The organism is Sphaerisporangium sp. B11E5, from assembly GCF_039871875.1.
Taxonomy (GTDB): domain Bacteria; phylum Actinomycetota; class Actinomycetes; order Streptosporangiales; family Streptosporangiaceae; genus Sphaerisporangium.
The window spans coordinates 13521-38392 of record NZ_JBDPMD010000050.1 but is presented as its reverse complement, the minus strand read 5'-3'; the positions used below and the strand labels follow the sequence as shown (position 1 = coordinate 38392).

The 24872-nt window shown below is 71.7% G+C and carries 19 protein-coding genes; 13 read left to right on the top strand and 6 right to left on the bottom strand.

Annotated features, from left to right (window positions below; genetic code table 11):
- Positions 1 to 164: 164 nt before the first annotated feature.
- The 11 genes from uvrA (at position 165) to ABGB17_RS31870 (ending at position 13883) form a co-directional block, all read left to right on the top strand.
- Positions 165 to 3005: an excinuclease ABC subunit UvrA gene (gene uvrA / locus ABGB17_RS31920; RefSeq protein WP_347636747.1), complete on the top strand. Its 2841-nt coding sequence runs from the start codon at positions 165 to 167 to the stop codon at positions 3003 to 3005.
- 249 nt (positions 3006 to 3254) lie between these two features.
- Positions 3255 to 3722: a Rieske (2Fe-2S) protein gene (locus ABGB17_RS31915; RefSeq protein WP_347636744.1), complete on the top strand. Its 468-nt coding sequence runs from the start codon at positions 3255 to 3257 to the stop codon at positions 3720 to 3722.
- Positions 3723 to 4276: 554 nt separating this feature from the next.
- Positions 4277 to 6169: an excinuclease ABC subunit UvrC gene (gene uvrC, locus ABGB17_RS31910; RefSeq protein ID WP_347636811.1), complete on the top strand. Its 1893-nt coding sequence runs from the start codon at positions 4277 to 4279 to the stop codon at positions 6167 to 6169.
- Between the two features lie 440 nt (positions 6170 to 6609).
- On the top strand, positions 6610 to 7497 hold the full coding sequence (gene rapZ, locus ABGB17_RS31905; RefSeq protein WP_347636740.1) for an RNase adapter RapZ: 888 nt from the start codon (positions 6610 to 6612) through the stop codon (positions 7495 to 7497).
- Positions 7498 to 7916: 419 nt separating this feature from the next.
- Positions 7917 to 8834 (top strand): uridine diphosphate-N-acetylglucosamine-binding protein YvcK, encoded by a 918-nt coding sequence (gene yvcK / locus ABGB17_RS31900; RefSeq protein WP_347636809.1) that lies wholly within the window; start codon positions 7917 to 7919, stop codon positions 8832 to 8834.
- A gap of 147 nt (positions 8835 to 8981) precedes the next feature.
- Positions 8982 to 9962 (top strand): DNA-binding protein WhiA, encoded by a 981-nt coding sequence (gene whiA, locus ABGB17_RS31895; protein WP_347636736.1) that lies wholly within the window; start codon positions 8982 to 8984, stop codon positions 9960 to 9962.
- A 126-nt stretch (positions 9963 to 10088) separates the two neighbouring features.
- Positions 10089 to 11093, top strand: a complete 1005-nt coding sequence (gene gap, locus ABGB17_RS31890; protein ID WP_347636732.1) for a type I glyceraldehyde-3-phosphate dehydrogenase — start codon at positions 10089 to 10091, stop codon at positions 11091 to 11093.
- On the top strand, positions 11093 to 12280 hold the full coding sequence (locus tag ABGB17_RS31885) for a phosphoglycerate kinase (protein WP_347636728.1): 1188 nt from the start codon (positions 11093 to 11095) through the stop codon (positions 12278 to 12280). Before gap ends, ABGB17_RS31885 begins: the two co-directional genes overlap by 1 nt.
- 44 nt (positions 12281 to 12324) lie before the next feature.
- Positions 12325 to 13110 carry a triose-phosphate isomerase gene (tpiA, locus tag ABGB17_RS31880; protein ID WP_347636724.1) on the top strand — a complete coding sequence of 262 codons (786 nt, stop codon included), beginning with the start codon at positions 12325 to 12327 and terminating at the stop codon, positions 13108 to 13110.
- A gap of 129 nt (positions 13111 to 13239) precedes the next feature.
- Positions 13240 to 13470 (top strand): preprotein translocase subunit SecG, encoded by a 231-nt coding sequence (gene secG / locus ABGB17_RS31875; protein ID WP_347636720.1) that lies wholly within the window; start codon positions 13240 to 13242, stop codon positions 13468 to 13470.
- A gap of 68 nt (positions 13471 to 13538) precedes the next feature.
- Positions 13539 to 13883 carry an RNA polymerase-binding protein RbpA gene (locus ABGB17_RS31870; RefSeq protein ID WP_347636717.1) on the top strand — a complete coding sequence of 115 codons (345 nt, stop codon included), beginning with the start codon at positions 13539 to 13541 and terminating at the stop codon, positions 13881 to 13883.
- 99 nt (positions 13884 to 13982) lie between these two features.
- On the opposite strand, the gene ABGB17_RS31865 is transcribed toward ABGB17_RS31870, so the two are convergent.
- Positions 13983 to 15617, bottom strand: coding sequence for an amidohydrolase (locus tag ABGB17_RS31865; protein ID WP_347636713.1), 1635 nt, complete (start codon positions 15615 to 15617; stop codon positions 13983 to 13985).
- Between the two features lie 201 nt (positions 15618 to 15818).
- On the opposite strand from ABGB17_RS31865, the gene ABGB17_RS31860 reads away from it, so the two are divergent.
- A complete protein-coding gene (locus ABGB17_RS31860; protein WP_347636709.1) occupies positions 15819 to 16856 on the top strand; it encodes a GNAT family N-acetyltransferase in 1038 nt (345 codons plus the stop codon).
- A 142-nt stretch (positions 16857 to 16998) separates the two neighbouring features.
- On the opposite strand, the gene ABGB17_RS31855 is transcribed toward ABGB17_RS31860, so the two are convergent.
- Entirely contained in the window at positions 16999 to 17673 is a 675-nt protein-coding gene (locus ABGB17_RS31855) for a Clp protease N-terminal domain-containing protein (RefSeq protein WP_347636706.1), read from the bottom strand.
- A gap of 191 nt (positions 17674 to 17864) precedes the next feature.
- On the opposite strand from ABGB17_RS31855, the gene ABGB17_RS31850 reads away from it, so the two are divergent.
- Entirely contained in the window at positions 17865 to 18731 is an 867-nt protein-coding gene (locus tag ABGB17_RS31850) for a sulfotransferase (protein ID WP_347636702.1), read from the top strand.
- A gap of 46 nt (positions 18732 to 18777) precedes the next feature.
- Here ABGB17_RS31850 and pgl read toward each other — a convergent pair whose 3' ends face one another.
- The 4 genes from pgl to ABGB17_RS31830 form a co-directional block, all read right to left on the bottom strand.
- Positions 18778 to 19551: a 6-phosphogluconolactonase gene (pgl, locus tag ABGB17_RS31845; RefSeq protein WP_347636699.1), complete on the bottom strand. Its 774-nt coding sequence runs from the start codon at positions 19549 to 19551 to the stop codon at positions 18778 to 18780.
- A 788-nt stretch (positions 19552 to 20339) separates the two neighbouring features.
- Entirely contained in the window at positions 20340 to 21254 is a 915-nt protein-coding gene (locus ABGB17_RS31840) for a glucose-6-phosphate dehydrogenase assembly protein OpcA (RefSeq protein ID WP_347636695.1), read from the bottom strand.
- Between the two features lie 49 nt (positions 21255 to 21303).
- Positions 21304 to 23067 (bottom strand): glucose-6-phosphate dehydrogenase, encoded by a 1764-nt coding sequence (zwf, locus tag ABGB17_RS31835; protein WP_347636692.1) that lies wholly within the window; start codon positions 23065 to 23067, stop codon positions 21304 to 21306.
- Positions 23067 to 24689 (bottom strand): glucose-6-phosphate isomerase, encoded by a 1623-nt coding sequence (locus tag ABGB17_RS31830; RefSeq protein ID WP_347636690.1) that lies wholly within the window; start codon positions 24687 to 24689, stop codon positions 23067 to 23069. The genes zwf and ABGB17_RS31830 overlap by 1 nt, the downstream gene beginning before the upstream one ends.
- Between the last annotated feature and the right edge of the window lie 183 nt (positions 24690 to 24872).

The window sequence follows — 24872 nt, the reverse complement described above, 5'->3', positions numbered from 1 at the left end:
GCGACCGTGTCCCGCGGCCGGGAGATCCGTGTCCCCGATCCGATGTCCCCGGGCCGCCGCGGTGCGGCGAAACTGTCGGACCCCATCGTTAGAGTGACCGCGACTAGTCAGAGGTGGCCTTTTGCGGCTGCCGTGGATCCGAACCCCTACCTGAGAGATCTGCCGTGGCCGACCGCTTGATCGTTCGTGGCGCCCGCGAACACAACTTGAAGGACGTCTCGCTGGACCTCCCGCGGGACGCTTTGATCGTATTCACCGGCCTGTCCGGTTCCGGCAAGTCCAGCCTGGCTTTCGACACCATCTTCGCCGAGGGCCAGCGCCGGTACGTCGAGTCGTTGTCGGCGTACGCCCGGCAGTTCCTCGGCCAGATGGACAAACCCGACGTCGACTTCATCGAGGGCCTGTCGCCGGCGGTGTCGATCGACCAGAAGTCGACCTCCCGCAACCCCCGCTCCACCGTGGGCACCATCACCGAGGTCTACGACTACCTGCGCCTGTTGTGGGCGCGCATCGGCAAGCCGCACTGCCCGCGCTGCGGCCGTCCCATCGCCCGCCAGATGCCCCAGCAGATCGTCGACCGGGTCATGGAGCTGCCCGAGGGCACCCGCTTCCAGGTGATCGCCCCGGTGGTGCGCGGGCGCAAGGGGGAGTACGCCGAGCTGTTCCGCGAGCTGCAGACCAAGGGCTTCGCCCGCGCGCGGGTGGACGGCACCGTGGTCCGGCTGGAGGAGCCGCCCACGCTGAAGAAGTACGAGAAGCACGACATCGAGGTGATCGTCGACCGGCTGTCGGTGAAGGAGAGCTCCCGCCGCCGTCTCAACGACTCGGTGGAGACCGCGCTGCAGCTCTCCGGCGGCACGATCACGCTCGACTTCGTCGACCTGCCGGAGGACGACCCCGGGCGGGAGCGGTTCTACTCCGAGCACCTCTACTGCCCCTACGACGACCTGTCGTTCGAGGAGCTGGAGCCGCGGTCGTTCTCGTTCAACTCGCCGTTCGGCGCGTGCCCCGACTGCACCGGCCTCGGCACCCGCATGGAGGTCGACCCCGAGCTCGTGGTGCCCGACCCCGAGCGCACCCTCGGCGACGGCGCCGTCGCGCCATGGGCCGGCGGGCACACCAGCGACTACTTCATCCGGCTGATCGAGGCGCTCGGCCACACCCTCGGCTTCGACCTCGACACCCCGTGGGAGCGGCTGCCGAAGCAGGCACAGCGGTCCCTGCTGCACGGCCACGACGAGCAGATCCACGTCCGCTACAGCAACCGGTACGGCCGGCAGCGCTCCTACTACACGAGCTTCGAGGGCGTGATCCCGTGGGTGCAGCGGCGTCACTCCGAGGCCGAGAGCGACTCCTCGCGGGAGCGGTACGAGGGGTTCATGCGCGAGATCCCCTGCCCGTCCTGCAAGGGCGCCAGGCTCAAGCCGGTGTCCCTGGCCGTCACGGTCAGCGAGCGGTCCATCGCGGACGTCTCGTCGCTGTCCATCGGCGAGTGCGCGGCCTTCCTCGGGTCGCTCGCCCTGTCCGAGCGTGACATGCACATCGCCGAGCGGGTCGTCAAAGAGATCAACGCCCGGCTGGGCTTCCTGCTGGACGTCGGGCTCGACTACCTCACGCTGGACCGCGCGGCGGGCACCCTGGCCGGCGGCGAGGCCCAGCGCATCCGGCTGGCCACCCAGATCGGCTCCGGCCTGGTCGGCGTGCTGTACGTGCTGGACGAGCCGTCCATCGGCCTGCACCAGCGCGACAACCAGCGGCTGCTCGACACCCTGATCCGGCTGCGCGACATGGGCAACACGCTGATCGTCGTCGAGCACGACGAGGACACCATCGCCATGGCCGACTGGGTGGTGGACATCGGGCCGGGCGCCGGCGAGCATGGCGGCCAGGTCGTGGTGTCCGGCACCGTCGAGCAGTTGCTGGCCAGCGAGCACTCACTGACCGGGGCGTACCTCTCGGGGCGCCGGTCCATCGACGTGCCGGCCGCCCGGCGCAAGCGCGACACCAAGCGCAAGCTGGTGGTCAAGGGCGCCAGGGAGCACAACCTCAAGGGCGTGGACGTCGAGTTCCCGCTCGGGGTGTTCACCGCGGTCACCGGCGTCTCGGGGTCGGGCAAGTCCACGCTGGTCAACGACATCCTCTACGCGGCCCTCGCCAAGGAGCTGAACGGCGCCAAGACCGTGCCGGGCCGCCACTCCCGCGTCACCGGCACCGACCTGGTCGACAAGGTCGTGCACGTCGACCAGAGCCCCATCGGGCGCACGCCGCGGTCCAACCCCGCCACCTACACCGGGGTGTTCGACCATGTGCGCAAGCTGTTCGCCCAGACCACCGAGGCCAAGATCCGCGGCTACCAGCCGGGCAGGTTCAGCTTCAACGTCAAGGGCGGCCGGTGCGAGGCGTGCTCGGGCGACGGCACCATCAAGATCGAGATGAACTTCCTGCCGGACGTCTACGTGCCGTGCGAGGTCTGCCACGGTGCCCGCTACAACCGGGAGACGCTGGAGGTCCACTACAAGGGCAAGACCATCTCCGAGGTGCTCGACATGCCGATCGAGGAGGCGCTGGAGTTCTTCGACGCCATCCCGGCGATCAAGCGCCACCTCAAGACGCTCAACGACGTCGGCCTCGGGTACGTCCGGCTGGGCCAGCCCGCCACCACGCTGTCCGGCGGCGAGGCGCAGCGGGTCAAGCTCGCCTCCGAGCTGCAGCGCCGGTCCACCGGACGCACGGTCTACGTGCTGGACGAGCCGACCACCGGCCTCCACTTCGAGGACATCCGCAAACTCCTCGGGGTGCTCGGCCGCCTGGTGGACGGCGGGAACACCGTGATCGTCATCGAGCACAACCTGGACGTGATCAAGACCGCCGACTGGGTCATCGACATGGGTCCCGAGGGCGGCTCGCGCGGCGGCCAGGTGCTCGCCACCGGCACCCCGGAGCAGGTGTCCCAGGTCGAGGACAGCCACACCGGCCGCTTCCTGAGCAAGATCCTGGCGACCTGAGCCTGGGTTCCGGCGCCTCCAACTGATGGAAGATTCAACCGGCTCATCGGATCAGGTGGCTTCTGACGTGCGTGCCGGCCCCGGCCGCCGCTTCTGCACCGCTCTGGCCACCTGATCTGATGAAAGATTCAACGATTTGAGCCGGACGTTATGTGTATTCGTTCATACTTCCTGAGTCGGGTGTGGCTCAAGCTGAACCAAATCCGGTCGAGGACCGTACCGGATGTACCCACTCAAGGAAGGCGAACGATGACGGAGACGGAAACGACACGGCGCGCGGTGATGGCCGGTGCCGGTGGCGCGGGCCTCGCCGTGGTGCTCAGCGCGTGCAGCGGGTACGGTGCGCCTCCGGCCGAACCCGCGCCTCCGGCCGAACCCGCGCCTCCGGGCGGGAACGCGTCGCCGTCCGGCGACGCGGGCGGGGGCTCGGCGGAGGGCCTGGCCGCCACCGCGGACATCCCGAAGGGCGGCGGCAAGATCTTCAAGGCCGAGAAGGTGGTCATCACCCAGCCGACGGAGGGCGAGTTCAAGGCGTTCAGCGCGATCTGCCCCCACCAGAAGTGCCCGGTCGGCTCGGTGACCAACGGCAGCATCGTGTGCCCTTGCCACAACAGCAAGTTCAGCATCGTCGACGGTTCCGTACAGGGGGGTCCCGCCCAGGAGGGCCTCGAGGAGAAGCCCATCAAGGTCGACGGCGGCACCATCGCCCTGGCCTGACCTTCGCTCCACCCCACGACGCCACGCCCCGCGAACACGTCCGGTTCTGTCGTACGCGTCCGGTCCTGTCGTACGCGTCCGGCCCCACAGGGGATCCGCGTCCCCCGCAGGGCCACCGCCGTGGAACGCCCGACCCCGGCGTCCCTCCCACCTGCCCCGCGGCCCTCTCACCTCCGCGGCCCCGGGAACGGGCGCCACGCACCACCCGCGGACCGGGCCCGGCTCCCACAGGGGCACCCCCTAGGACCCGCCCGGCACCGTGAAGACGTACGTCACTCGGCGCCCGCTCCAGCTCCGCGGCCTCGCACGCCCGCGGCCGGGGCGGGCGCCGCGCCGTCTCCTGCCACGTCCCGTGCGCGGCTCCGGATCCCCGCGGAGGGGGCGGTCCCCGGCGCCCGGCGTGGGCCGGTGCCCGGTGCCGCTCGGGCGACGCGATCATCGCCTGTCCCTTGCCGGGAAGGGGAACGGGGGGCCCTTATAGGGTGGCGGGACGCCGTGAAGTGTCGGTGGGGGCGGATAGGCTTTTGGTTGTGGTCAGACCCGCGAACACCCCCCTGAGTTACCGGCCTGAGCCCGGGTCGGTCCCGGAGTCGCCGGGTGTCTACCGTTTCCGGGACGCGCACGGCCGGGTGATCTACGTCGGCAAGGCCAAGAGCTTGCGGCAGCGGCTCAACTCCTACTTCGCTGACTTCGCCGGGCTGCACCCGCGCACGCAGACCATGCTCACCACCGCCGCCCGCGTCGACTGGACGGTGGTCGGCACCGAGGTCGAGGCACTCCAGCTCGAATACTCCTGGATCAAGGAGTTCGACCCCCGCTTCAACGTCAAGTACCGCGACGACAAGTCCTACCCCTACCTCGCCGTCACCATGGGGGAGGACTTCCCCCGGGTGCAGGTGATGCGCGGCGCCAAGCGCAAGGGCACCCGCTACTTCGGCCCCTACTCCCACGCCTGGGCGATCCGCGAGACCGTCGACCTGCTGCTGCGGGTGTTCCCCATCCGCACCTGCTCGGCGGGCGTGTTCAAGCGCGCCGGCCAGATCGGCCGGCCCTGCCTGCTCGGGTACATCGACAAGTGCTCGGCCCCCTGCGTCGGCAGGGTCAGTCCCGAGCAGCACCGCGAGATCGCCGCCGACTTCTGCGACTTCATGGCGGGCAACACCAGCCGGTTCATCAAACGGCTGGAGCGCGAGATGCGCGAGGCCGCCGCCGCCGAGGAGTTCGAGCGCGCCGCCCGGCTCCGTGACGACGTGCAGGCGCTGCAGCGGGCCCTGGAGAAGCAGGCCGTGGTGCTCGGTGAGGACACCGACTGCGACGTCGTCGCCCTCGCGGAGGACCCTCTGGAGGCGGCCGTCCAGGTGTTCTACGTGCGGGGCGGGCGCATCCGAGGGCAGCGCGGCTGGGTGACCGGCGAGATCGAGGAGTCCGGCCCCGGGGAGCTGGTGGAGCACTTCCTGCTGCAGATGTACGCGGAGGCCGCGCCGGAGGCCGTGCCCCGCGAGGTCCTTGTGCCCGCCATGCCGCCGGAGGCCGACGCGCTGGCCGAGTTGCTCGCCGAGCGCCGCGGCGGCCGGGTGGAGGTGCGGGTGCCCCGGCGGGGCGACAAGCGGACTCTGCTCGAGACGGTCGAGCGCAACGCCAAGGAGGCCCTGGTCCAGCACAAGCTGCGCCGGGCCAGCGACCTCACCACCCGTGGCAGGGCCCTGCAGGAGATCGCCGACGCGCTCGGCCTGGAGCAGGCGCCGCTGCGCATCGAGTGCTACGACGTCTCCCACCTGCAAGGGGACGACGTGGTCGCTTCCATGGTGGTGTTCGAGGACGGCCTGGCCCGCAAGGCCGAGTACCGCCGGTTCGCCATCCGGGGCATGGCCGGGCAGGGCGACGTCGCGTCCATCTACGAGGTCATCTGCCGCCGGTTCAGGCGCTACCTGGAGGAACGGTCGTCCAGCGGTGAGCTGGACCCCGAGCCGATCGACCCCGAGACCGGCAAGCCGCGCAAGTTCGCCTACCCGCCCAACCTGGTCGTCGTGGACGGCGGCCCGGCCCAGGTGGCGGCCGCCCAGCGGGCGCTCGACGAGCTCGGCGTGGACGACGTCGCGGTGAGCGGCCTGGCCAAGCGCCTGGAGGAGGTCTGGCTCCCCGGCGACGACCAGCCCGTGATCCTGCCGAGGTCCAGCGAGGGCCTTTATCTTCTGCAAAGGGTGCGCGACGAGGCCCACCGCTTCGCCATCGCCTACCATCGGGCCAAGCGCGCCAAGTCGGTGACCGAGAGCGCCCTGGACGAGATCCGCGGCCTGGGCTCGGCACGCAAACAGGCGCTGCTCAAGCGTTTCGGATCCGTCAAACGGTTGCGGGGGGCCACCGTGGACGAGATCCAAGAGGTCCCGGGCATCGGCCGCTCCACAGCCGAAGCCATCGTCGCGGCGCTGAAGGGGGAAAGCACGTGACCGAACACAACAGGCCGGACAAGACACCCACCACACCCCGCCAGGTCCACGGCACACCGGCCACCGGCGGCACCTCCACGCCTCCCGGCACCCCTGCGCATCCGGGGATCTCCACGGCTTCCGGCACCTCTACGCCTCCGGGGACTTCCACGCCTCCCGGCACCCCTGCGCATCCGGGGATCTCCACGGCTTCCGGCACCTCTACGCCTCCGGGGACTTCCACGCCTCCCGGCACCCCTGCGCATCCGGGGACCTCCACGCCTCCCGGCACCCCCGCGCATCCGGGCACCTCCACGCCTTCCGGCACCTCCACGCCTTCCGGCACCTCCACGCCTTCCGGCACCTCCACGCCTTCCGGCACCTCCACGCCTCCCGGCACCTCCGGGCTTCCTGTAAATGAGGCGGCCGAGGGGGCTGGGGTTGCGGGTGCGACCGGGGTGGTGGGGGCCTCCGAGGCGGGGGGTGCGGGGGACCCGGCGTTTGTGATCATCACGGGGATGTCGGGGGCGGGGCGTAGTACGGCGGCCAAGGCTTTGGAGGATCTCGGCTGGTTCGTGATCGACAATCTGCCGCCGGGGATGTTGTTCGCCATGGCCGAGGAGGCCGGGCGGGTGCAGCTCGACACCGACAAGGTCGCGGCTGTGGTGGACGTGCGCAGCATGGCGTTCACCACCGACCTGAACACGGCGATCGAGGAGCTCGAGGGGCGCGGTGTCGGGGTGCGGGTGGTGTTCCTCGAGGCCAGTGACGAGGAGCTGGTCCGCAGGTTCGAGGGGGTGCGGCGGCCGCACCCGTTGCAGGGTGAGGGGCGTCTGGTGGACGGCATCGCCCGCGAGCGGGGAGTGCTGCGCGACGTCCGGGCCAACGCCGACCTCGTCATCGACACGACCGCCCACAACGTCCACGAGCTGCGCGGCAAGATCATTTCGTTCTTCGGTGGCGAGGGGCGCCCCGGTCTGCGGGTCAACGTCCTGTCCTTCGGCTTCAAGTACGGCCTTCCGGTGGACGCCGACCTGGTGGTGGACTGCCGCTTCCTCCCGAACCCGCACTGGGTCCCCGAGCTGCGTCCCATGAACGGCCTCGACGCCCCCGTGCGCGATTACGTCCTCAGCCAGCCCGGCGCCAAGGAGTTCCTCGACGCCTATGAGGAGGTCGTCGGCGTCATCGCCGCCGGCTACGTCCGTGAGGGCAAGGGTTACGCCACCCTCGCCGTGGGGTGCACGGGCGGGAAGCACCGCAGCGTGGCCATGGCCGAGCAGATAGGTGCCCGATTGCGCGATCGGGGCATGGAAGTGCAGGTGAGCCACAGGGACACAGGTCGCGAGTGAGCGAGGAGAAACCCCGGACGACGAGGTCCGCCCCCGCCGCCCCCACCGGGGACGGCTCCCGCCCTTCGCCCGGCGACGATCGCCACCCCCGTCCCGGCGTCCCCGTGACGCGCGACGCGGGCTCGTCCGGTGTGCCCGCACGGCCTCCCGCAGGGCCGGGTGGTGAGGGCTCGTCCGGTGTGCCCGCACGGCTTTCTGAGGGGCCGGGTGGTGACGGCTCGTCCGGTGTGCCCGCACGGCTTTCTGAGGGGCCGGGTGGTGACGGCTCGTCGGGCGTGCCCGCACGACCCTCTGGGAGGGCGGGTGGTGACGGCTCGTCCGGTGTGGCCGCACGGCGGTTCGTGGAGGGGGAGGCCGGGGTGGAGTCGTGGGTGGATCGGGAGGCCGCTGGGCGGGGGTGGCGGGACGGCGGGCCCCGGGTGGTGGCGTTCGGTGGGGGGCATGGGTTGTACGCGTCGCTTTCGGCGTTGCGGAGGGTCACGGGGGAGGTGACGGCTGTCGTCACCGTGGCGGACGACGGGGGGTCCAGCGGGCGGTTGCGGCGGGAGCTCGGGGTGTTGCCGCCGGGGGATCTCCGGATGGCGCTGGCGGCGCTCTGCGGGGACGACGAGTGGGGGCGGACGTGGAGTGAGGTGGTTCAGCACCGGTTCCGGAGCGAGGGGGAGTTACACGGGCACGCAGTCGGGAATCTGCTGATCGTGGCGCTCTGGGAGCTGCTGGACGATCCCGTCGCGGGGCTCGACTGGGTGGGCAGGCTTCTCGGGGCGCACGGCAGGGTGCTGCCGATGGCGTCGGTGCCGATCGACATCGAGGCCGAGGTGGAGCTGGACGGGGTGATCAGCCTGGTGCGTGGGCAGGTCGCCTGTGCCGTCACGCCGGGGAACGTGCAGTCGATCTCGCTGGTGCCGGCCGATCCTCCGGCGTGCCCGGAGGCGGTGGCGGCGGTACGGGACGCCGACTGGGTGGTGCTCGGGCCGGGGTCCTGGTTCACCAGCGTGCTGCCGCATCTGATGGTCCCGAAGCTCGCCGACGCGCTGCACGGCACCGCCGCGCGCCGCCTGGTGGCGCTGAACCTCGCGCCGCAGCCGGGGGAGACCGACGGGTTCTCCGCAGGCAAGCACCTCCAGGTGCTGCGCGAGCACGCCCCTGGCCTCGCCATCGACGTGGTGCTCGCCGACCCGGGCGCCGTGGGGGAGCGTGGCGAGCTGGAGAAGGCCGTGGAGGCGCTCGGCGGGCGACTCGTGCTGGCCGAGGTGGCCGCCCCCGACGGCTCCCCGAGGCACGATGCACGACGCCTTGCCTCGGTCCTGGACGAGATTTTCCGTGAGAAGCGTTGATCCTGGTCAGCGCGCCCACAGGGTGCGAGAGACTTGCCGGGGGCCTGCGGAGCCACGTGTCGGCGACGCACCGGCCGCCGGGAACGGCGCGGCGGCGCCGTCCGTGACGACGGGTCGGTATGTCTGTATGGGGGAGGACACACGCACATGGCCATGACGGGTGTGGTGAAGGACGAGCTGAGCCGGCTCGCGGTGCTGAAGCCTTGCTGCCGCAAGGCCGAGGTGTCGACCCTGTTGCGGTTCGCGAGCGGGCTGCACCTGGTGGGCGGGCGCATCGTCATCGAGGCGGAGCTGGACACCAACGCCACCGCCCGCCGCCTGATCAAGGACATCGGCGAGGTGTTCGGTCACAAGGCCGAGGTGATGGTGCTGGCCCCCGCGGGTCTGCGCAAGGGGTCGCGCTACGTCGTCCGGGTGTATCGCGACGGCGAGGCGCTGGCCCGGCAGACCGGCTTGATCGACAACCACGGCCGCCCGGTGCGCGGGCTGCCCCGGCAGGTGGTCGCGGGGGCGACCTGTGACGCCGAGGCCGCGTGGCGCGGGGCGTTCCTCGCCCACGGTTCGCTGACCGAGCCGGGCCGCTCGATGTCGCTCGAGGTCACCTGCCCGGGCCCGGAGGCGGCGCTGGCGCTGGTCGGTGCCGCCCGGCGGCTCAAGATCCACGCCAAGGCCCGCGAGGTGCGCGGCGTGGACCGTGTGGTGGTCAGGGACGGCGACGCGATCAGCGCGCTGCTCACCCGTCTCGGCGCGCATGACAGCGTGCTGGCCTGGGAGGAGCGCCGCATGCGCCGCGAGGTGCGCGCCACGGCCCACCGGCTGGCCAACTTCGACGACGCCAACCTGCGCAGGTCCGCCCGCGCGGCGGTGGCGGCCGGGGCGCGGGTGCAGCGGGCGCTGGAGATCCTCGGCGACGACGCCCCCGAGCACCTCGTGATCGCGGGCCGCCTGCGGGTGGAGCACAAGCAGGCGTCCCTGGAGGAGCTCGGCCAGATCGCCGACCCACCCCTGACAAAAGACGCCATAGCGGGGCGAATCCGGCGCCTCCTGGCCATGGCCGACAAGCGTGCCTCGGACCTCGGGATCGCCGCCACCGACGCCAATCTGACGGCCGACATGCTCGCCCCCTGACCCGTCCCGACCGGGGGTGGAGCCGCGTGGTCTACACCAATCGGCACCCGGTAGGCTTGCGTGAGGTTTCAGCCCGCCACGGCGCCGGCACGAGCCGGCGCACGAAGTTCGAGGAGATCTGGTCCCGTGAGCATCCGCGTAGGCATCAACGGCTTCGGCCGCATCGGCCGCAACTTCTGGCGAGCCGTGGCCGCGAGCGGCAAGGACATCGAGGTCGTCGCGGTCAACGACCTGACCGACAACGCCACGCTGGCCCACCTGCTGAAGTACGACAGCATCCTCGGCCGCCTGCCCTACGAGGTCAAGAGCACGGCCGACGAGATCACGGTCGACGGCAAGGCCATCAAGGCGTTCGCCGAGCGCGACCCCGCCAAGCTCCCCTGGGGCGACCTCGGCGTGGACGTCGTCGTCGAGTCGACCGGTCTGTTCACCGACGCCGCCAAGGCCCGCGTGCACGCCGACAACGGCGCCAAGAAGGTGATCATCTCCGCGCCCGCCAAGGGTGAGGACATCACCATCGTCATGGGCGTCAACCACGACAAGTACGACCCGTCGGCGCACACGATCATCTCGAACGCGTCCTGCACCACCAACTGCCTGGCCCCCATGGCGAAGGTCATCAACGACACCTTCGGCATCGAGAAGGGCCTGATGACCACGATCCACGCCTACACCCAGGACCAGAACCTCCAGGACGGCCCGCACAAGGACCTGCGCCGCGCCCGGGCCGCCGCGCTCAACATCGTGCCCACCTCCACCGGCGCCGCCAAGGCGATCGGCCTGGTGCTGCCCGAGCTGAAGGGCAAGCTGGACGGCTTCGCGCTGCGCGTGCCGATCCCCACCGGCTCCGCCACCGACCTCACCGTGGAGCTCAAGCGCGAGGTCACCGTCGAGGAGGTCAACGCCGCGCTCAAGGCCGCGGCCGAGGGCCCGCTGCGCGGTTACCTCTCCTACACCGAGGACGAGATCGTGTCGGCCGACATCGTCACCGACCCGTCGTCCTGCATCTTCGACGCCGGCCTGACCAAGGTCATCGGCAACCAGGTGAAGGTCGTCGGCTGGTACGACAACGAGTGGGGTTACTCCAACCGCCTCGGCGACCTCATCGAGCTGGTGGGCGCGCGGCTCTGATGCGCACCATCGACTCACTCGACGTCAAGGGCCGGCGCGTCCTCGTGCGCGCCGACCTCAACGTCCCCCTCGACGGGGACGTCATCACCGACGACGGCCGCATCCGCGCGTCGGTGCCCACCATCACCGACCTGGCCGGGCGGGGCGCGCGGGTGATCGTCTGCGCCCACCTCGGCCGCCCCAAGGGCAAGGTCTCGCCGGAGTTCTCGCTGGCGCCGGTCGCCGCACGCCTCGGTGAGCTGCTCGGCCGCCCGGTGCGCTTCGCCGACGATGTTGTGGGCGAGTCCGCCCGCTCGGTCGTCACGGCGCTCGGCGACGGCGAGGTCGCCCTGCTGGAGAACCTCCGCTTCGAGCCGGGCGAGGAGTCCAAGGACGACGAGGCGCGCGGCGCGTTCGCCGACAAGCTGGCGGGTCTCGCCGAGCTGTACGTCGGCGACGGCTTCGGCGCGGTGCACCGCAAGCACGCCAGCGTCTACGACGTGCCGAAGATCCTCCCGCACGCGGCGGGCGGTCTCGTCGTGGCCGAGGTCGAGGTCCTCAAGAAACTCACCGAGGACACCGAGCGGCCGTACGTCGTGGTGCTCGGCGGCGCCAAGGTCTCCGACAAGCTCGGCGTGATCGCCAACCTGCTCACCAAGGTGGACCGGCTGGTCGTCGGCGGCGGCATGGCGTACACCTTCCTCAAGGCCCAGGGCCACGAGGTCGGCAACTCCCTGCTGCAGGAGGACCAGCTCGGCCAGGTGAGCGGCTTCATCACCGAGGCCGAGAAGCGCGGCGTGGAGCTCGTGCTGCCGGTCGACATCGTGGCCGCCACCCACTTCGCCGAGGACGCCCCCCACGAGGTGGTCGAGGCCACGGCGATCCCCGCCGACCGCGAGGGCCTGGACATCGGCCCGAGGACCCGCGAGCTGTTCGCGGCGAAGCTGGCCGACGCCAAGACCATCTTCTGGAACGGCCCGATGGGCGTGTTCGAGTTCGAGGCGTTCTCCGGCGGTACCCGTGCCGTGGCCGAGGCGCTCATCGCCTCCGAGGGCTTCACCGTCGTCGGCGGCGGCGACTCGGCGGCCGCCGTGCGCAAGCTCGGCCTCCCCGAGGACGGTTTCTCCCACATCTCGACCGGTGGCGGGGCCAGCCTGGAATACCTTGAGGGCAAGACCCTTCCCGGACTCGCCGCGCTGGAGGACTGACCGATCATGACGACAGTGAGGGCGCCCCGGCCGGAGCGTGCGCGATGAGCGCCGGCCGTACCCCCCTGATGGCGGGCAACTGGAAGATGAACCTCAATCATCTCGAAGCCATCGCCCTGGTCCAGAAGCTGGCGTTCACGCTGACCGACAAGGACTACGACCGCACCGAGGTGGCCGTGCTGCCGCCGTTCACCGACCTGCGCAGCGTGCAGACCCTGGTGGACGGCGACAAGCTCCGCATCGTGTACGGCGCGCAGGACGTGTCGGTGCACGACAGCGGCGCCTACACCGGCGAGGTCGCCGGCGCGATGCTCGCCAAGCTCGGCTGCACGTTCGTGCTGGCCGGCCACTCCGAGCGTCGGCAGTACCACCGCGAGGACGACCAGCTCGTCAACGCCAAGGTGCAGGCCGCGTACCGGCACGGGATCACGCCCATCCTGTGCGTCGGCGAGGGCCTGCCCGTCCGGCAGGCCGGTGGGCACGTCGCGTACACGCTCTCCCAGCTCGACGCGGCGCTGAACGGCGTGAAGACCGATCAGGCCAAGTCGATCGTGGTGGCCTATGAGCCGGTATGGGCGATCGGCACCGGAGAGGTGGCCACGCCGGACGACGCCCAGGAGGTCTGCGGGGCGATCCGGACGCGACTCGCCGAGCTGTACGACTCCGAGGTGGCCGTCGCCGTCCGTATCCTTTACGGTGGGTCGGTCAAGTCCGGCAACATCGCCGGCATCATGGCGCAGCCTGATGTCGACGGTGCTCTGGTCGGAGGCGCGAGCCTCGACCCGGCGGAATTCGTTAAGATCTGTCGATTTGGCGAAATGTCAGGCTAGCTGCAGTGTTTGGGAGGTACGACGTGACATTACGACGTACCCTCAAAGAGAAGCCTTGAATCGTCAGCAGACGGTGGTCGTGCAGGTCAGGTCGCGCCACGGCGCGCGTTACACGGAAACAGGTCAACGGTGGTCATCGGAATCTCCATCGCCCTCATCCTGGCGAGCGGTCTCATGGTGCTGCTCGTGCTGCTCCACAAGGGCAAGGGTGGCGGCCTCTCGGATCTTTTCGGCGGTGGGTTCACGTCGTCCTTCGGCGGGTCATCGGTGGTGGAACGCAACCTCGACCGGCTCACGGTCATCACCGGCGTGATCTGGTTCGTCTGCATCATCGCGCTGGGCCTGTTGCTGAAGCCGTAGTGCTCCGCCGGGCAGGCTGAGAGAGTTCTTCCCCGCCGGTGGCGGGCGATCTAGCGAGGAGTTCATCCGTGGGCAGTGGCAACGCGATCCGTGGTAGCCGTGTCGGCGCAGGTCCGATGGGGGAGGCCGAGCGTGGCGAGGCGGCCCCTCGCGTGCGGGTCTCGTTCTGGTGCGCCAACATGCACGAGACGCGTCCGAGCTTCGCGAGCGACGCGGCCGTCCCCGAGTACTGGGACTGCCCCCGGTGCGGCCTCCCCGCCGGTCAGGACGAGACGGCTCCGCCCGCCCCGCCGCGCAACGAGCCGTACAAGACGCACCTCGCCTACGTGAAGGAGCGGCGCAGCGACACCGACGGCGCCGCGATCCTCGCGGAGGCCCTGGAGCGGCTGCGCAACAACCGGCCCACCTGGTAGTACACCGACCGAAGGCTCCCTGGGTATACGCCCGGGGGGCCTTCGCGCTTCGGTGACGGCCTCGGGGGTGCGGCCGGCGCGTCCCGGCGTCGGCCCGGCTCAGCGCCGCTCGTACACCGCCTCGCCGCCGGCGAACGTCAGCGCCACCTGGGTGGTCCAGATCTCCCCGGGCGGCAGCGTGAACGGGTCGCGGTCGAGCACCACCAGGTCGGCGCGCCTGCCCTCGGCGATGACGCCCGCCTCGTCGTGGTGGTTGGTCCACGCCGAGCCCGCGGTGTACGCCGCCATGACCGTCGCGAGGTCGAGGCACTGCTCGGGCAGGAACGGCGTGCCCGCGGTGGGGTAGCCGGCGTGCACCGACCCGCCGGGCTCGGTGCGGTTGACCGCGACGTGCATGCCCTGCAGCGGGTCGGCGGAGGACACCGGCCAGTCGCTGCCCGCGCACAGCCGCGCGCCGGTGCGCACCAGGTCGGCGAACGGGTACTGCCACGACGAGCGCTCCTCCCCGAGGAAGGGGATGCACAGCTCGTCCATCTGCAGGTGGTGGGTGGCCCACAGCGGCTGCAGGTTGGCGGTGACGCCCTGCCGGGCGAAGCGCGGCACGTCGGACGGCTCGATGATCTGCACGTGCGCGATGTGGTGCCGGTTGCCGGGCGAGGTGCCCTCCAGGGCGTCCAGCGCCTCCCGCACGGCCCGCTCGCCGATGGCGTGGAAGTGCACCTGGAACCCCAGCCGGTCCAGCTCGGCGACGTGGCCGCGCAGCAGGACCGGGTCCACGTACGACAGGCCACGCTGGTCCGGCCCGCAGCCGCAGTACGGCTCGATGACGGCCGCGGTGAAGTTCTCCGCGATGCCGTCCTGCATGATCTTGACGCTGCCCGCCGAGAACAGCCCCCGGGCCATGGCGCGGCGCGTCACCAGCTCCTCGATCTGCTCGGCACCCCGGGTGCGGTCCCACCACAGGGCACCCACCACGCGGGCCCTGAGGCGCCCTGAGGCCGCCGCGGACAGGTAGGTGGGCAGGTTGTCCTCCGACCCGGCGTACGAGCCCACGATGGCGTCCTGCCAGCCCGTGACGCCCAGCGAGAACAGGTGGTCCTGCGCGTCCAGCAGCGCCGCCTCGATGTCCGCGGGCGTGGGCCGGGGGGTGAGCGGGCCCACCAGATCCATGGCGCCCTCGTGCAGCACACCGCTCGGCGTGCCGTCCGCGTCGCGTTCGATGCGCCCGTCGGGCGGGTCGGGGGTGGCGGCGGTGACGCCGGAGAGCTCCAGGGCCCGGGTGTTCACCCAGGCGGCGTGGTGGTCGCGCTGGATGAGGTACGCGGGCCGGTCGAGGAAGTCGAGCTGCGCGCGGTGCGGCAGCCCCCCGGGGAAGGCGGCCATGTCCCAGCCGCCGCCGTCGATCCAGGGCCGGTCCGGGTGCGCCGCGGCGTACGCGGCGATCCGCTCCAGGTAGGCGGGCAGGCCGAACACCTCGGTGAGCTCGCATTTCGCCCGTTCCAGCCCCGCCTGCACCGGGTGGACGTGCGCGTCGGTGAAGCCGGGGGTGAGCAGGCGGCCGGCGAGGTCCACGGTGTCGTGGCCGGGACGGGCGAGACGCGCCACGTCGGCCTCGGCGCCGACGGCGGCGACGCGGCCGTCCCGCACGAGCACGGCGTCCGGGCCGCCGGGGCGCGGGGGAGAGGGGGCTGTGGCGGTGAAGACCGGGCCGCCCCGGAACAACAGATCGGTCATCGAGGACATCCTGCTCCATCCGCGGTGGCCCCTGTGACCGGTCCGCGCTGGTGAGTTTAGTGATTCATGCCAAACGTGATGGAACACGTGTCGAGCGGAAAACCACCGAACGAAACCCCCGTCTCATCGCTGCGTAGCAGTCCCGTAACAGGACGACCGCATCCTGAAGTCCGGGACGAAGGCGATGGAGGAGGGTGAGGAATGGGTTTCCTGCGGATCCGCACCACGGTGGACGAACGGCCCGGCCGGCTGGCGTCCCTCGCCGCCGCTCTGGCCGCCAAGGGCGGCAACATCCTCGGGCTCAGCGTGCAGCCCGACACCGACGGCACCGTGGACGAATTCGTCGCCGACATCCCGGCCTCGGCGGAGTCCGTGCGCCACGCGCTGGAGGCCGCCGGCGGGCGGAGGGTCCAGGTGGTGCCCGCCACCGCGCACGAGCTGACCGACGAGCCGACCCGCGCCCTGCTGCTCGCCGTCCGGCTGCGCGACATGCCGTGGCGCCTGCCCGAGGTGCTGGCCGACCTGCTGCGCGCCGACGACGCCCGCTGGGTGTACGGCACCGAGATGTCCGACCTGCCGGACCCGACGCTGCTCACCGTGCCGGTGGCCCCGCGCCGCGCCATCAGGCTGCGCCGCCTCGGCCTGCCGTTCACCCTGACCGAGGCGGCCCGCGCGGCGGCCCTGGTGCGGCTCGCGCAGCCGCCGGCCGAGAGCGTCACGGGGGAGCGGCGGCCCCTGGTGCTGTCGGACGGGGTCGAGGTGCAGGTGCGCCCGCTCACCCCGCTGTACCGCGAGGCGGTCCGCGACCTGCACGACCGCTGCTCGCCCGACTCCCGGCGGTTCCGCTACTTCACCGCCATGCCCGCGCTGCCGCCGCGCATGTTCGACCGGCTGTGCGACCGCGACCACGGGCACTCGCTGGTGGCCGGGTACGACGGCCAGGTGGTCGCGCTGGCCAGCCTGACGTTCAGCCCCGACCCCGGCATCGCCGAGATGGCGGTGCTGGTGGAGGACCGCTGGCAGGGCCTCGGCCTCGGCAGGGCGCTCGTGGGCATGCTGCTCACCGAGGCGCGCGATCTCGGGTTCGCCGAGGTCAAGGCCACCATGCTCGTCGACAACGTGCGCATGCGCCGCCTGCTGGCCTCCCTCGGCGCCACCCTGTGCGACACCGAGGACCCCGGTGTGGTGGAGGCCAGGATCGCGGCGGGTGCGATCGTGCCGTCCCCGCGCCGGGGCTGAGCCCCCGCGGCACCACCCCGGCGGTGGTTTTCCCGGCGCCGGGCCGCTCCCCGCGGGATGCGCCACGTGTGCCGGGCGTGCTCCCGGTCAGGGACGCGTCCGGTGCGCCGGCCCTGCTCCGGTCAGGGGTCCGCCTGGTGCGTCAGGTGTCGTCCGTGCCCGTGCCGCCCTCGGGCTTCGCCTGCGTGGGCCCTATCCACTGCTGCGGTGCGGGACCGCCGGGGGCGGGGTGTTCCGGAGCGGGCGGGACGCCGAAGGCGTCCAGGCGGCGTTCGATGCGCTCCAGGCTCTCCATGATGCGCTCCAGGCGGGCGCCGAGGGGCGACTGCGTGAGGAGCGCCGGCTCCTCCAGCGCGCCGCCGAAACGGCGCACCCTGCCGCGGGTGCCGGACTCCTCCACGAGGGCCTCGCGGGTGCGCTTGAAGTCGATCTCGTGGCGCTCCAGGATGCGTGCGGCCGTGCCCTCCGCCTCGCGCATCAGCCCGAGCAGGATGTGCTCGGTGCCGATGTAGTTGTGGTGCAGGTTCATGGCCTCGCGCAGCGACAGCTCCAGCACCTTCTTGGCGCGCGCGCCGAAGGGGATGTGCGGCGCGGGCTCGGAGTCCGCCGGCGCGTCGCCGAGCTCGCGCACGTCCGCCCGCACCTGGTCCAGGGTCAGCCCGGCCTCCCTCAGCACCGCGCCCCCCAGTCCGTTGGGCTCGCCCAGCAGTCCCAGCAGGATGTGCTCGGTGCCGATGACGCTGTGATGCAGGCGCCTGGCCTCTTCCTGGGCGACGACGACCACGCGCCGGGCGGGGTCGGTGAAGCGCTCGAACACGGGGCCTCCGGTACGATCCGCATCGGCCGGCCGCGACGTCCCGCGTGCCCGGCTCGGTGTTGTGCTTCCACTATGCGTCACCCGGTGATGTACCGAGCGGGCGATCCGTCCTGGTAAGTCCCATACTTTCTTCGGTTATCCCCAGGCTCTGTTCACCCACACGTCACCCTGCCTTCCTATCCTGTAGGGCCATGGCATGGAAGAGCAAGGTCAATGCGGCTCTCGAGGGGATCACGGGGTACAACATCACGCGCGTACGGACGGTCCCCCCGCCGCCGGCGCCCGAACCGCCGCCCCCGCCCGAGGCGCCCCGCCCCCCCGCGGACCCGAAGGCCGACCGGCTGCTGCGCGCGCCGGTGTTCGTCCTCTCGCCGGTCCGCTCCGGGTCGACCCTGTTCCGCGTCATCCTGAACAGCCATTCGCAGATCCACGCGCCGCACGAGATGCACGTACGACGGCTCGCCGTCACCATGACGACCGACCCGGTCCGGCAGGCGATGGAGGCGCTCGGGCACAGCACCAGCGACATCGAGCACATCCTGTGGGACCGCATGCTGCACCGCGAGCTGGTGCGCAGCGGCAAGGAGATCCTGGTGGACAAGACGCCGAGCAACGTGTTCGCGCACCGGCGCATCATCACGTGCTGGCCGGACGCCCGCTTCATCTACCTGATGCGCCACCCGGCGTCCATCGCCACCTCCTGGCACGAGGCGGACCCGGTGGCCCGCCCGATGCCGGAGGCGGTCCGGCACACCTACCAGTACATGCGGGACCTGCAGGAGGCCCGCGGCCGCTACGACGGCATCGACGTGCGCTACGAGGCCCTGGTGGACGACCCGGAGGGCGAGCTGCGGCGCGTCTGCTCCTACCTCGGCGTGGAGTTCGAGCCGGGCATGCTCAAGTACGGCGACCACAACCACGGCGAGTTCGTGAAGGGCATCGGCGACTGGCGCGACAAGATCCGCACCGGTGAGATCCAGCAGGGCCGGCCGCTGCCCACGCCCGACGAGGTGCCGGAACCCCTCCTGGAGATCACCAAGGCCTGGGGCTACCTGTAGACCACGACGTGCGGCCGCGGTCCCTCGGGGGACCGCGGCCGGGAACTCAAGGGGACGAGGGACGTCCGAGGTTCGGCGGGAGCTTCGAGGCGGCGGCGCGGTCCAGCAGGAACAGCGTGCGTGAACGGCCCCGGGCCGCCGCGGCGGGGATCTGGAACGGGCCGGAGTCCTGCAGGGCCAGGCGGACGGCGCCGGCCTTCTCCTCCCCGGCGGCGATGATCCAGATCTGCCGGGCCGCCGTGACGGCGGGCAGAGTCATCGTGATCCGGGTGGGCGGCGGCTTGGGCGCGCCGTGGACGGCGACCACGGGGCGGTCGTCGTACAGGGCGGGCATCTCGGGGAACAACGACGCCACGTGGCCGTCGGGCCCGATGCCGAGCAGCATGATGTCGAACGACGGGACGGGCCCGTGGTCCTCGGGCCGGGCCGCGCGGCGCAGCTCCTCGGCGTAGCGTTCCGCCGACTCCCCGGCGCTGAGGCCGGAGTCCGGCCCCAGCATGACGTGCACCCGCGCGGGGTCCACGTCCACCTGGTCGAGCAGTGCCTCGCGGGCGCCGGTCTCGTTGCGCTCGGGGTCCCCGCTCGGCAGGAACCGCTCGTCGCCCCACCACACGTCCAGCCGGGGCCACTCCACCGCCGCGTGCGCCGCCGTGGCGGCCACCTCGGCCAGCGTGGCGATCCCCACCCCGCCACCGGTCAGCACCAGATGAGCCGACCCCTTCGCGGCCTGCGCGTCCACCAGCCCGACGATCAGCCGCGCCGCCACGGCCTTGGCCAGCACTCCGGCGTCCCGGTGAACCAGGACCGAGGGAACGCTCACAGCACGGTCTCCCGCATCGGACGGCGGTACGTGGTCACGGTCTCGGATCCCCTCGGTCGCGGATGACGGACGATTGTCACGGATTTCACGGTACTCATGGCTGCACGGACTCCGCGAGACGACGTCCCGGCGCGGTCCGCGAACTTCACGGCCCTCAAGGAGCGACGTCCCTGACCGCACGGTTCACGTAGTTCATGGTGGTCACGGAGCGACGTCCTTGGCCGCGTGGTTCACGTAGTTCATGGTGGTCACGGAGCGACGTCCTTGGCCGCGTGGTTCACGTACTTCATGGTGGTCACGAAGTGACGTTCCTTGCCGCGTGGTTCACGTAGGTCATGGTGGTCACGAAGTGACGTTCCTTGCCGCGTGGTTCACGTAGGTCATGGTGATCGCGAAGTGACGTTCCTTGCCGCGTGGTTCACGTACTTTGCGGTTGTCACGGAGTGATGTCCCTGGCCGCGTGGTTCACGTAGGTCATGGTGGTCACGGAGTGAGTCCCCGGTCACCGTGGTTCACGTAGGTCATGGTGGTCGCGGAGTGACTCCCCGAGCCGCGTGGTTCACGCACTTCGTGGTTCTCACGGAGTGACGTTCCCCGGCCGCGCGGTCCGCGGACTTCACCTGTTCGCGGCCGTCACGTAGTGACGTTCCCCGGTGGGGGAACGTCACTTCCCGGGTGGGCCGGGACCTCCGGGCCGCCCGGGTGCCGGGGGGCGCCTACGCCGGAGGGCGGCGGGAGGTGCTTCCCCGGCGGGGGAGGGGCGGTGGTCCGTGGTGGCCGGGTGCGGGTCAGACGCCGTGGCAGGTGGTGACCTGCTTGATGGCGCGTTCGTAGATCTGGTCGGGGTCGAGGCGGCGGAGCTCCTCGGCCAGCAGGTCCGAGGTGGGGCGGCGGGCCAGGGCCACGTGGCGGTCGGGCTGACCCGGGCGGGACAGGGTGGCGGTGCGGGAGTCGTGCCGCTCGATGCGGACCTCGCCGCCGTCGGCGGTGTGCAGCCGCACCGCGGTCAGGCCCGGGCCCTTGGACTCGTGCACCGCGATCGGGGCGTCGAGCCGCTCCGACAACCACGCGGCCAGCAGCGCCGCGCTCGGGTGGTCAGGCTCGGCCTCCACGAAACCGTCCGCGACCCGCCCGACCGGCAGGTCGAACGCCGCGGCCAGCAGGCTGCGCCACGGCGTGATGCGCGTCCAGGCGAGGTCGGTGTCGCCGGGGCTGTACCCGTCGATGCGGCTCTTCACCGCCGCCACCGAGTCACGCGAGGAACGGGCGTCGGTGATGCGGCGCTGCCCGTACGCCCCCACCGGGTCCTTGGCGGGGGACTGCGGCGCCTCGCCCGGCCACCACACCACCACCGGGATGTCCGGCAGCAGCAGCGGCGACAACACCGAGTCGGCGTGGTCGCGCAGCTCGCCGTACATGCGCAGCAGCACCACCTCGCCGGTGGTGAGCTCACCCACCCGGATCTCGGCGTCCAGGCGGGTCGGCTCCTCGCGCTCGCGGGGGATCACCGCGAGGATGCGCGACGGGTGCTCGCGCGACGCCTCGGACGCCGCGCGCACCGCGTCGTACTGCCTGCTCTCGTCGCACACCACGACCAGCGTCAGCACCATGCCCACCGCGGGCGCGCCGACCTGGTGGCGCAGCCGGGTGAGCTGGGAGGAGATGTCGGAGGCCGTGGTGGACCCCATCAGGAAACTGGTCATGTCGCCTCCCGCGCGCGGCGCGGGGCCGCCGCCCTGTGGTGCGTGCCGGTCACAACCGCCTCCAGGCGCGGCCGTCCCTGGCCATCATCTCGTCGGCCGCGGCCGGACCGCCGGTGCCGGACGGGTAGCCCTCCGGCTGCTCGGGCAGGCTCGCCCAGTAGTCCTCGATCGGGTCCATGATCCGCCAGGACAGCTCCACCTCCCGCTGGTGGGGGAACAGCGGCGGGTCGCCGATCAGCACGTCGAGCAGCAGGCGCTCGTACGCCTCGGGGGAGGACTCGAGGAACGCCTCGCCGTAGGCGAAGTCCATGTTGACGTCCCGGACCTCCATCGCGGTGCCCGGCACCTTGGAGCCGAACCGCACGGTGATGCCCTCGTCCGGCTGGATGCGGATCACCAGGGCGTTCTGCCCGAGGATCTCGGTGTCGGTCTTGGTGAAGGGCAGGTGCGGCGCCCGATGGAACACCACGGCCACCTCGGTCATCCGCCGCCCGAGCCGCTTCCCGGTGCGCAGGTAGAACGGCACCCCCGCCCAGCGGCGGTTGGCGATCTCCAGCTTGATCGCGGCGTAGGTCTCTGTCGTGGAGGTCGGCGGGATGCCGTCCTCGTCGAGGAAGCCCCGGACCGGCTGGCCGCCCTGCCACCCGGCGAGGTACTGGCCGCGCGCCGTGGCGAGCCCCAGGTCCTCGGGCAGGGTGACGGCCTCCAGGACCTTCTCCTTCTCGCGGCGCAGCGCCGCCGCGCCGAAGGCCGTCGGGTCCTCCATCGCCACCAGGGCCAGCAACTGCAGCAGGTGGTTCTGGATGACGTCCCTGGCGGCGCCGATGCCGTCGTAGTAGCCGGCCCGGCCGCCCACCCCGATGTCCTCGGCCATGGTGATCTGCACGTGGTCGACGTAGCCGCGGTTCCAGATCGGCTCGAACAGCGTGTTGGCGAACCGCAGCGCCAGGATGTTCTGGACGGTCTCCTTGCCCAGGTAGTGGTCGATGCGGAACACCGAGTCGGGCTTGAACGCCGAGTCGACGATCTGGTTCAGCTCGCGCGCGGTCTGCAGGTTGTGCCCGAAGGGCTTCTCGATCACGACGCGGCGCCACGCGCCCGCGGGCGGCTTGGTGAGCCCGGTGCGCTTGAGCTGCTCGATGATCGTCGGGAAGGCCTTGGGCGGCGTGGACAGGTAGAAGGCGTAGTTGCCGCCGGTGCCGCGGGTCTCGTCGATCTCGGCGAGGGCCATGGTCAACGCGTCGAAGGCGCCGTCGTCGTCGAACGAGCCGGGCACGAAGTGGAGGCCCTCGCAGATCTGCTTCCAGACCTCCTCGCGGAACGGCGTGCGGGCGTGTTCCTTGACGGCGTCGTGGGTGATCTGGGCGAAGTCCTGGTGCGCCCAGTCGCGGCGCGCGAAGCCCACCAGTGAGAAGCCCGGGGGCAGCAGGCCGCGGTTGCCGAGGTCGTAGATGGCGGGCAGCAGTTTGCGGCGGGCCAGGTCGCCGGTGACCCCGAAGATCACCAGCACGCACGGGCCGGCCACGCGGGGCAGCCGGCGGTCACCGGGGTCGCGCAGCGGGTTGGCCGCGGCGACCGCGTGGGTCGTCGAGGTGCCAGCGACCGCCTGTGCGGCGGTCACCGACTCGTCCGGGGCCTGCGGCGCGTCCCCGCCGGTCGCGCCGGGGTCGCGGGCCGGGCCAGGAGGTGGAGGCGGTGTGGCCGGCCCGCCTCCCGCGGCCCCGTCCGCGGCGGTCCCGCCGCCGGCGCCCGGGGACGCGGACGCCGCCGTGCCGGGCTCGGGGCCCGGGTCCGGCGTCTCACTGTCGATCATCAAACCTCCCGTGCGGCGGCGAGCAGGTGCCTGACCCCCGCCTCGCGATCCGTCAGGTGCAGGCGTACGGCCGGGCGCCCGCGCTTGCGCAAGGCGTCGAGGTCGCCGAGGGCCTGGGCGAGCTGGAGCCTGCCCAGGGTGTAGGGCTTTCCGGGGACCTCCAGATCGTCGGACACGGCGCCGGTGATCTGCAGGAAGACGCCGTTCTGCGGGCCTCCCTTGTGGTACTGCCCGGTGGAGTGGAGGTAGCGGGGGCCCCAGCCGAAGGTGACCGGCCGGTCGGTGCGGATGGCGAGCAGGCCCTGCAGCGAGGCGGGGTCGTGCGCCGCCCAGATGTCGGTGATCGCCTCGAACGACGCCTCCGGCGGGACCGGCACGTCGAACGCCGCCTCGCGGTCGAGGAAGGCGAGGATGGCGAGGTAGCCGCGGTCGGGGATGTCCTTCAGCAGCGCGGTCAGCACGCCGGGGAGGTCCTTGACGTGGGCGGGCAGGTCTCCGTAGACCTCCACCGGGCCGTCCACCAGGGCGGGGGTGCCGGTCGGCAGCGGACCGTCGCCCGCCTCCTGGAGGATGCGGGTGGTGTTCTCCTTGGACTCGGCGACGTTCGGCTGGTCGAAGGGGTTGATGCCGAGCAGCCGGCCGGCGACCGCGGTGGCGAACTCCCAGACCAGGAACTGCGCGCCGAGCGGGGCCCGGACCTCGATGTCGCCCTCGGTGTCGATGCCCGCCAGCAGCTCGTCCTCGGCCTCGTTGGGCTCGGACCCGGCCACGGGCAGGATGCCGCGGCCCTGCTTGCCGGTGGACTCGGCGATGAGCTGCTCGATCCAGTCGGGCAGGCCGTTGATGTCGGAGAGGCTGTCGTCCAGCAGCAGCTTGTCGCGGCCCTCCGCGGCGGCGGCGCCGATCGCGGCGCCGAGCAGCAGGCCCGGCTCGCCGTCCTCGCCGAGCCGCTCGCGGGCCTCGGCGGCCTGGTCGAGCAGCCGGGCGACGTCGGCACCCGCGAGGGCGCTCGGCACCAGGCCGAAGGCGGTCAGGGCGCTGTAGCGGCCGCCGACGTTGGGGTCGGCGAGGATCACGGTGTACCCGGCGTCGATGGCGGACTGCTCCAGCGGCGACCCGGGGTCGGTGACCACGACGATGCGGCCGGCCGGGTCGATGCCGGCGTCGCGGAACGCCTGCTCGTAGATGCGCCGGTGGCTGTCGGTCTCCACCGTGGAGCCGCTCTTGCTGGACACCACCACGATGGTGCGGTCCAGCCGGTCCGCCAGCGCCCGCCGCACCTGACCGGGGTCGGTGGTGTCGAGCACGGTCAGCGGCACGTCGGCCGAGGCGCAGATGACCTCCGGCGCCAGCGAGGACCCGCCCATGCCGGCCAGCACGACGTGCTCCAGCCCTTCCGCGCGGGCCCGCTCGACCAGCTTGCCGATCTCCGGCAGAAGCTCACGCGAGGTGGTGGGAAGGTTCAGCCAGCCCAGCCGGATCGCGGCCTCCGCCTCGGCCTCCGCCCCCCAGAGCGTCGGATCCCCACCGGCAAGCGCCCCCGGCACCCCCTCGTCCACAAGCCCCCGCGCGCCCTCGGCAGCCACCGCACCCACCGATTCGTCACCGAACGTTACCGACATATCCATCCTTACGTAGTCATCCTCACGCGTATCCCCGAAAGCCCGAAGGCCCCCGCCCACCGTCCCCGGCAGACCACCGACCCGTCCCGGCCCCGATGGCCCCGGTACCCGGTCCGGTTCCGGTTACCCGGGATTTCGGGCCGGCGCCGGGCGGGCCGGTGCCCGGCCGGCGCCGTGCCCCGG

Coding starts and splice junctions, on each gene's coding strand:
- ABGB17_RS31865 (WP_347636713.1), bottom strand. CDS start 15,617: ATGACCGATCTGTTGTTCCGGGGCGGCCCGGTCTTCACCGCCACAGCC.
- whiA (WP_347636736.1), top strand. CDS start 8,982: ATGGCCATGACGGGTGTGGTGAAGGACGAGCTGAGCCGGCTCGCGGTG.
- ABGB17_RS31850 (WP_347636702.1), top strand. CDS start 17,865: ATGGCATGGAAGAGCAAGGTCAATGCGGCTCTCGAGGGGATCACGGGG.
- ABGB17_RS31830 (WP_347636690.1), bottom strand. CDS start 24,689: ATGTCGGTAACGTTCGGTGACGAATCGGTGGGTGCGGTGGCTGCCGAG.
- ABGB17_RS31840 (WP_347636695.1), bottom strand. CDS start 21,254: ATGACCAGTTTCCTGATGGGGTCCACCACGGCCTCCGACATCTCCTCC.
- ABGB17_RS31885 (WP_347636728.1), top strand. CDS start 11,093: ATGCGCACCATCGACTCACTCGACGTCAAGGGCCGGCGCGTCCTCGTG.
- zwf (WP_347636692.1), bottom strand. CDS start 23,067: ATGATCGACAGTGAGACGCCGGACCCGGGCCCCGAGCCCGGCACGGCG.
- ABGB17_RS31915 (WP_347636744.1), top strand. CDS start 3,255: ATGACGGAGACGGAAACGACACGGCGCGCGGTGATGGCCGGTGCCGGT.
- ABGB17_RS31860 (WP_347636709.1), top strand. CDS start 15,819: ATGGGTTTCCTGCGGATCCGCACCACGGTGGACGAACGGCCCGGCCGG.
- tpiA (WP_347636724.1), top strand. CDS start 12,325: ATGAGCGCCGGCCGTACCCCCCTGATGGCGGGCAACTGGAAGATGAAC.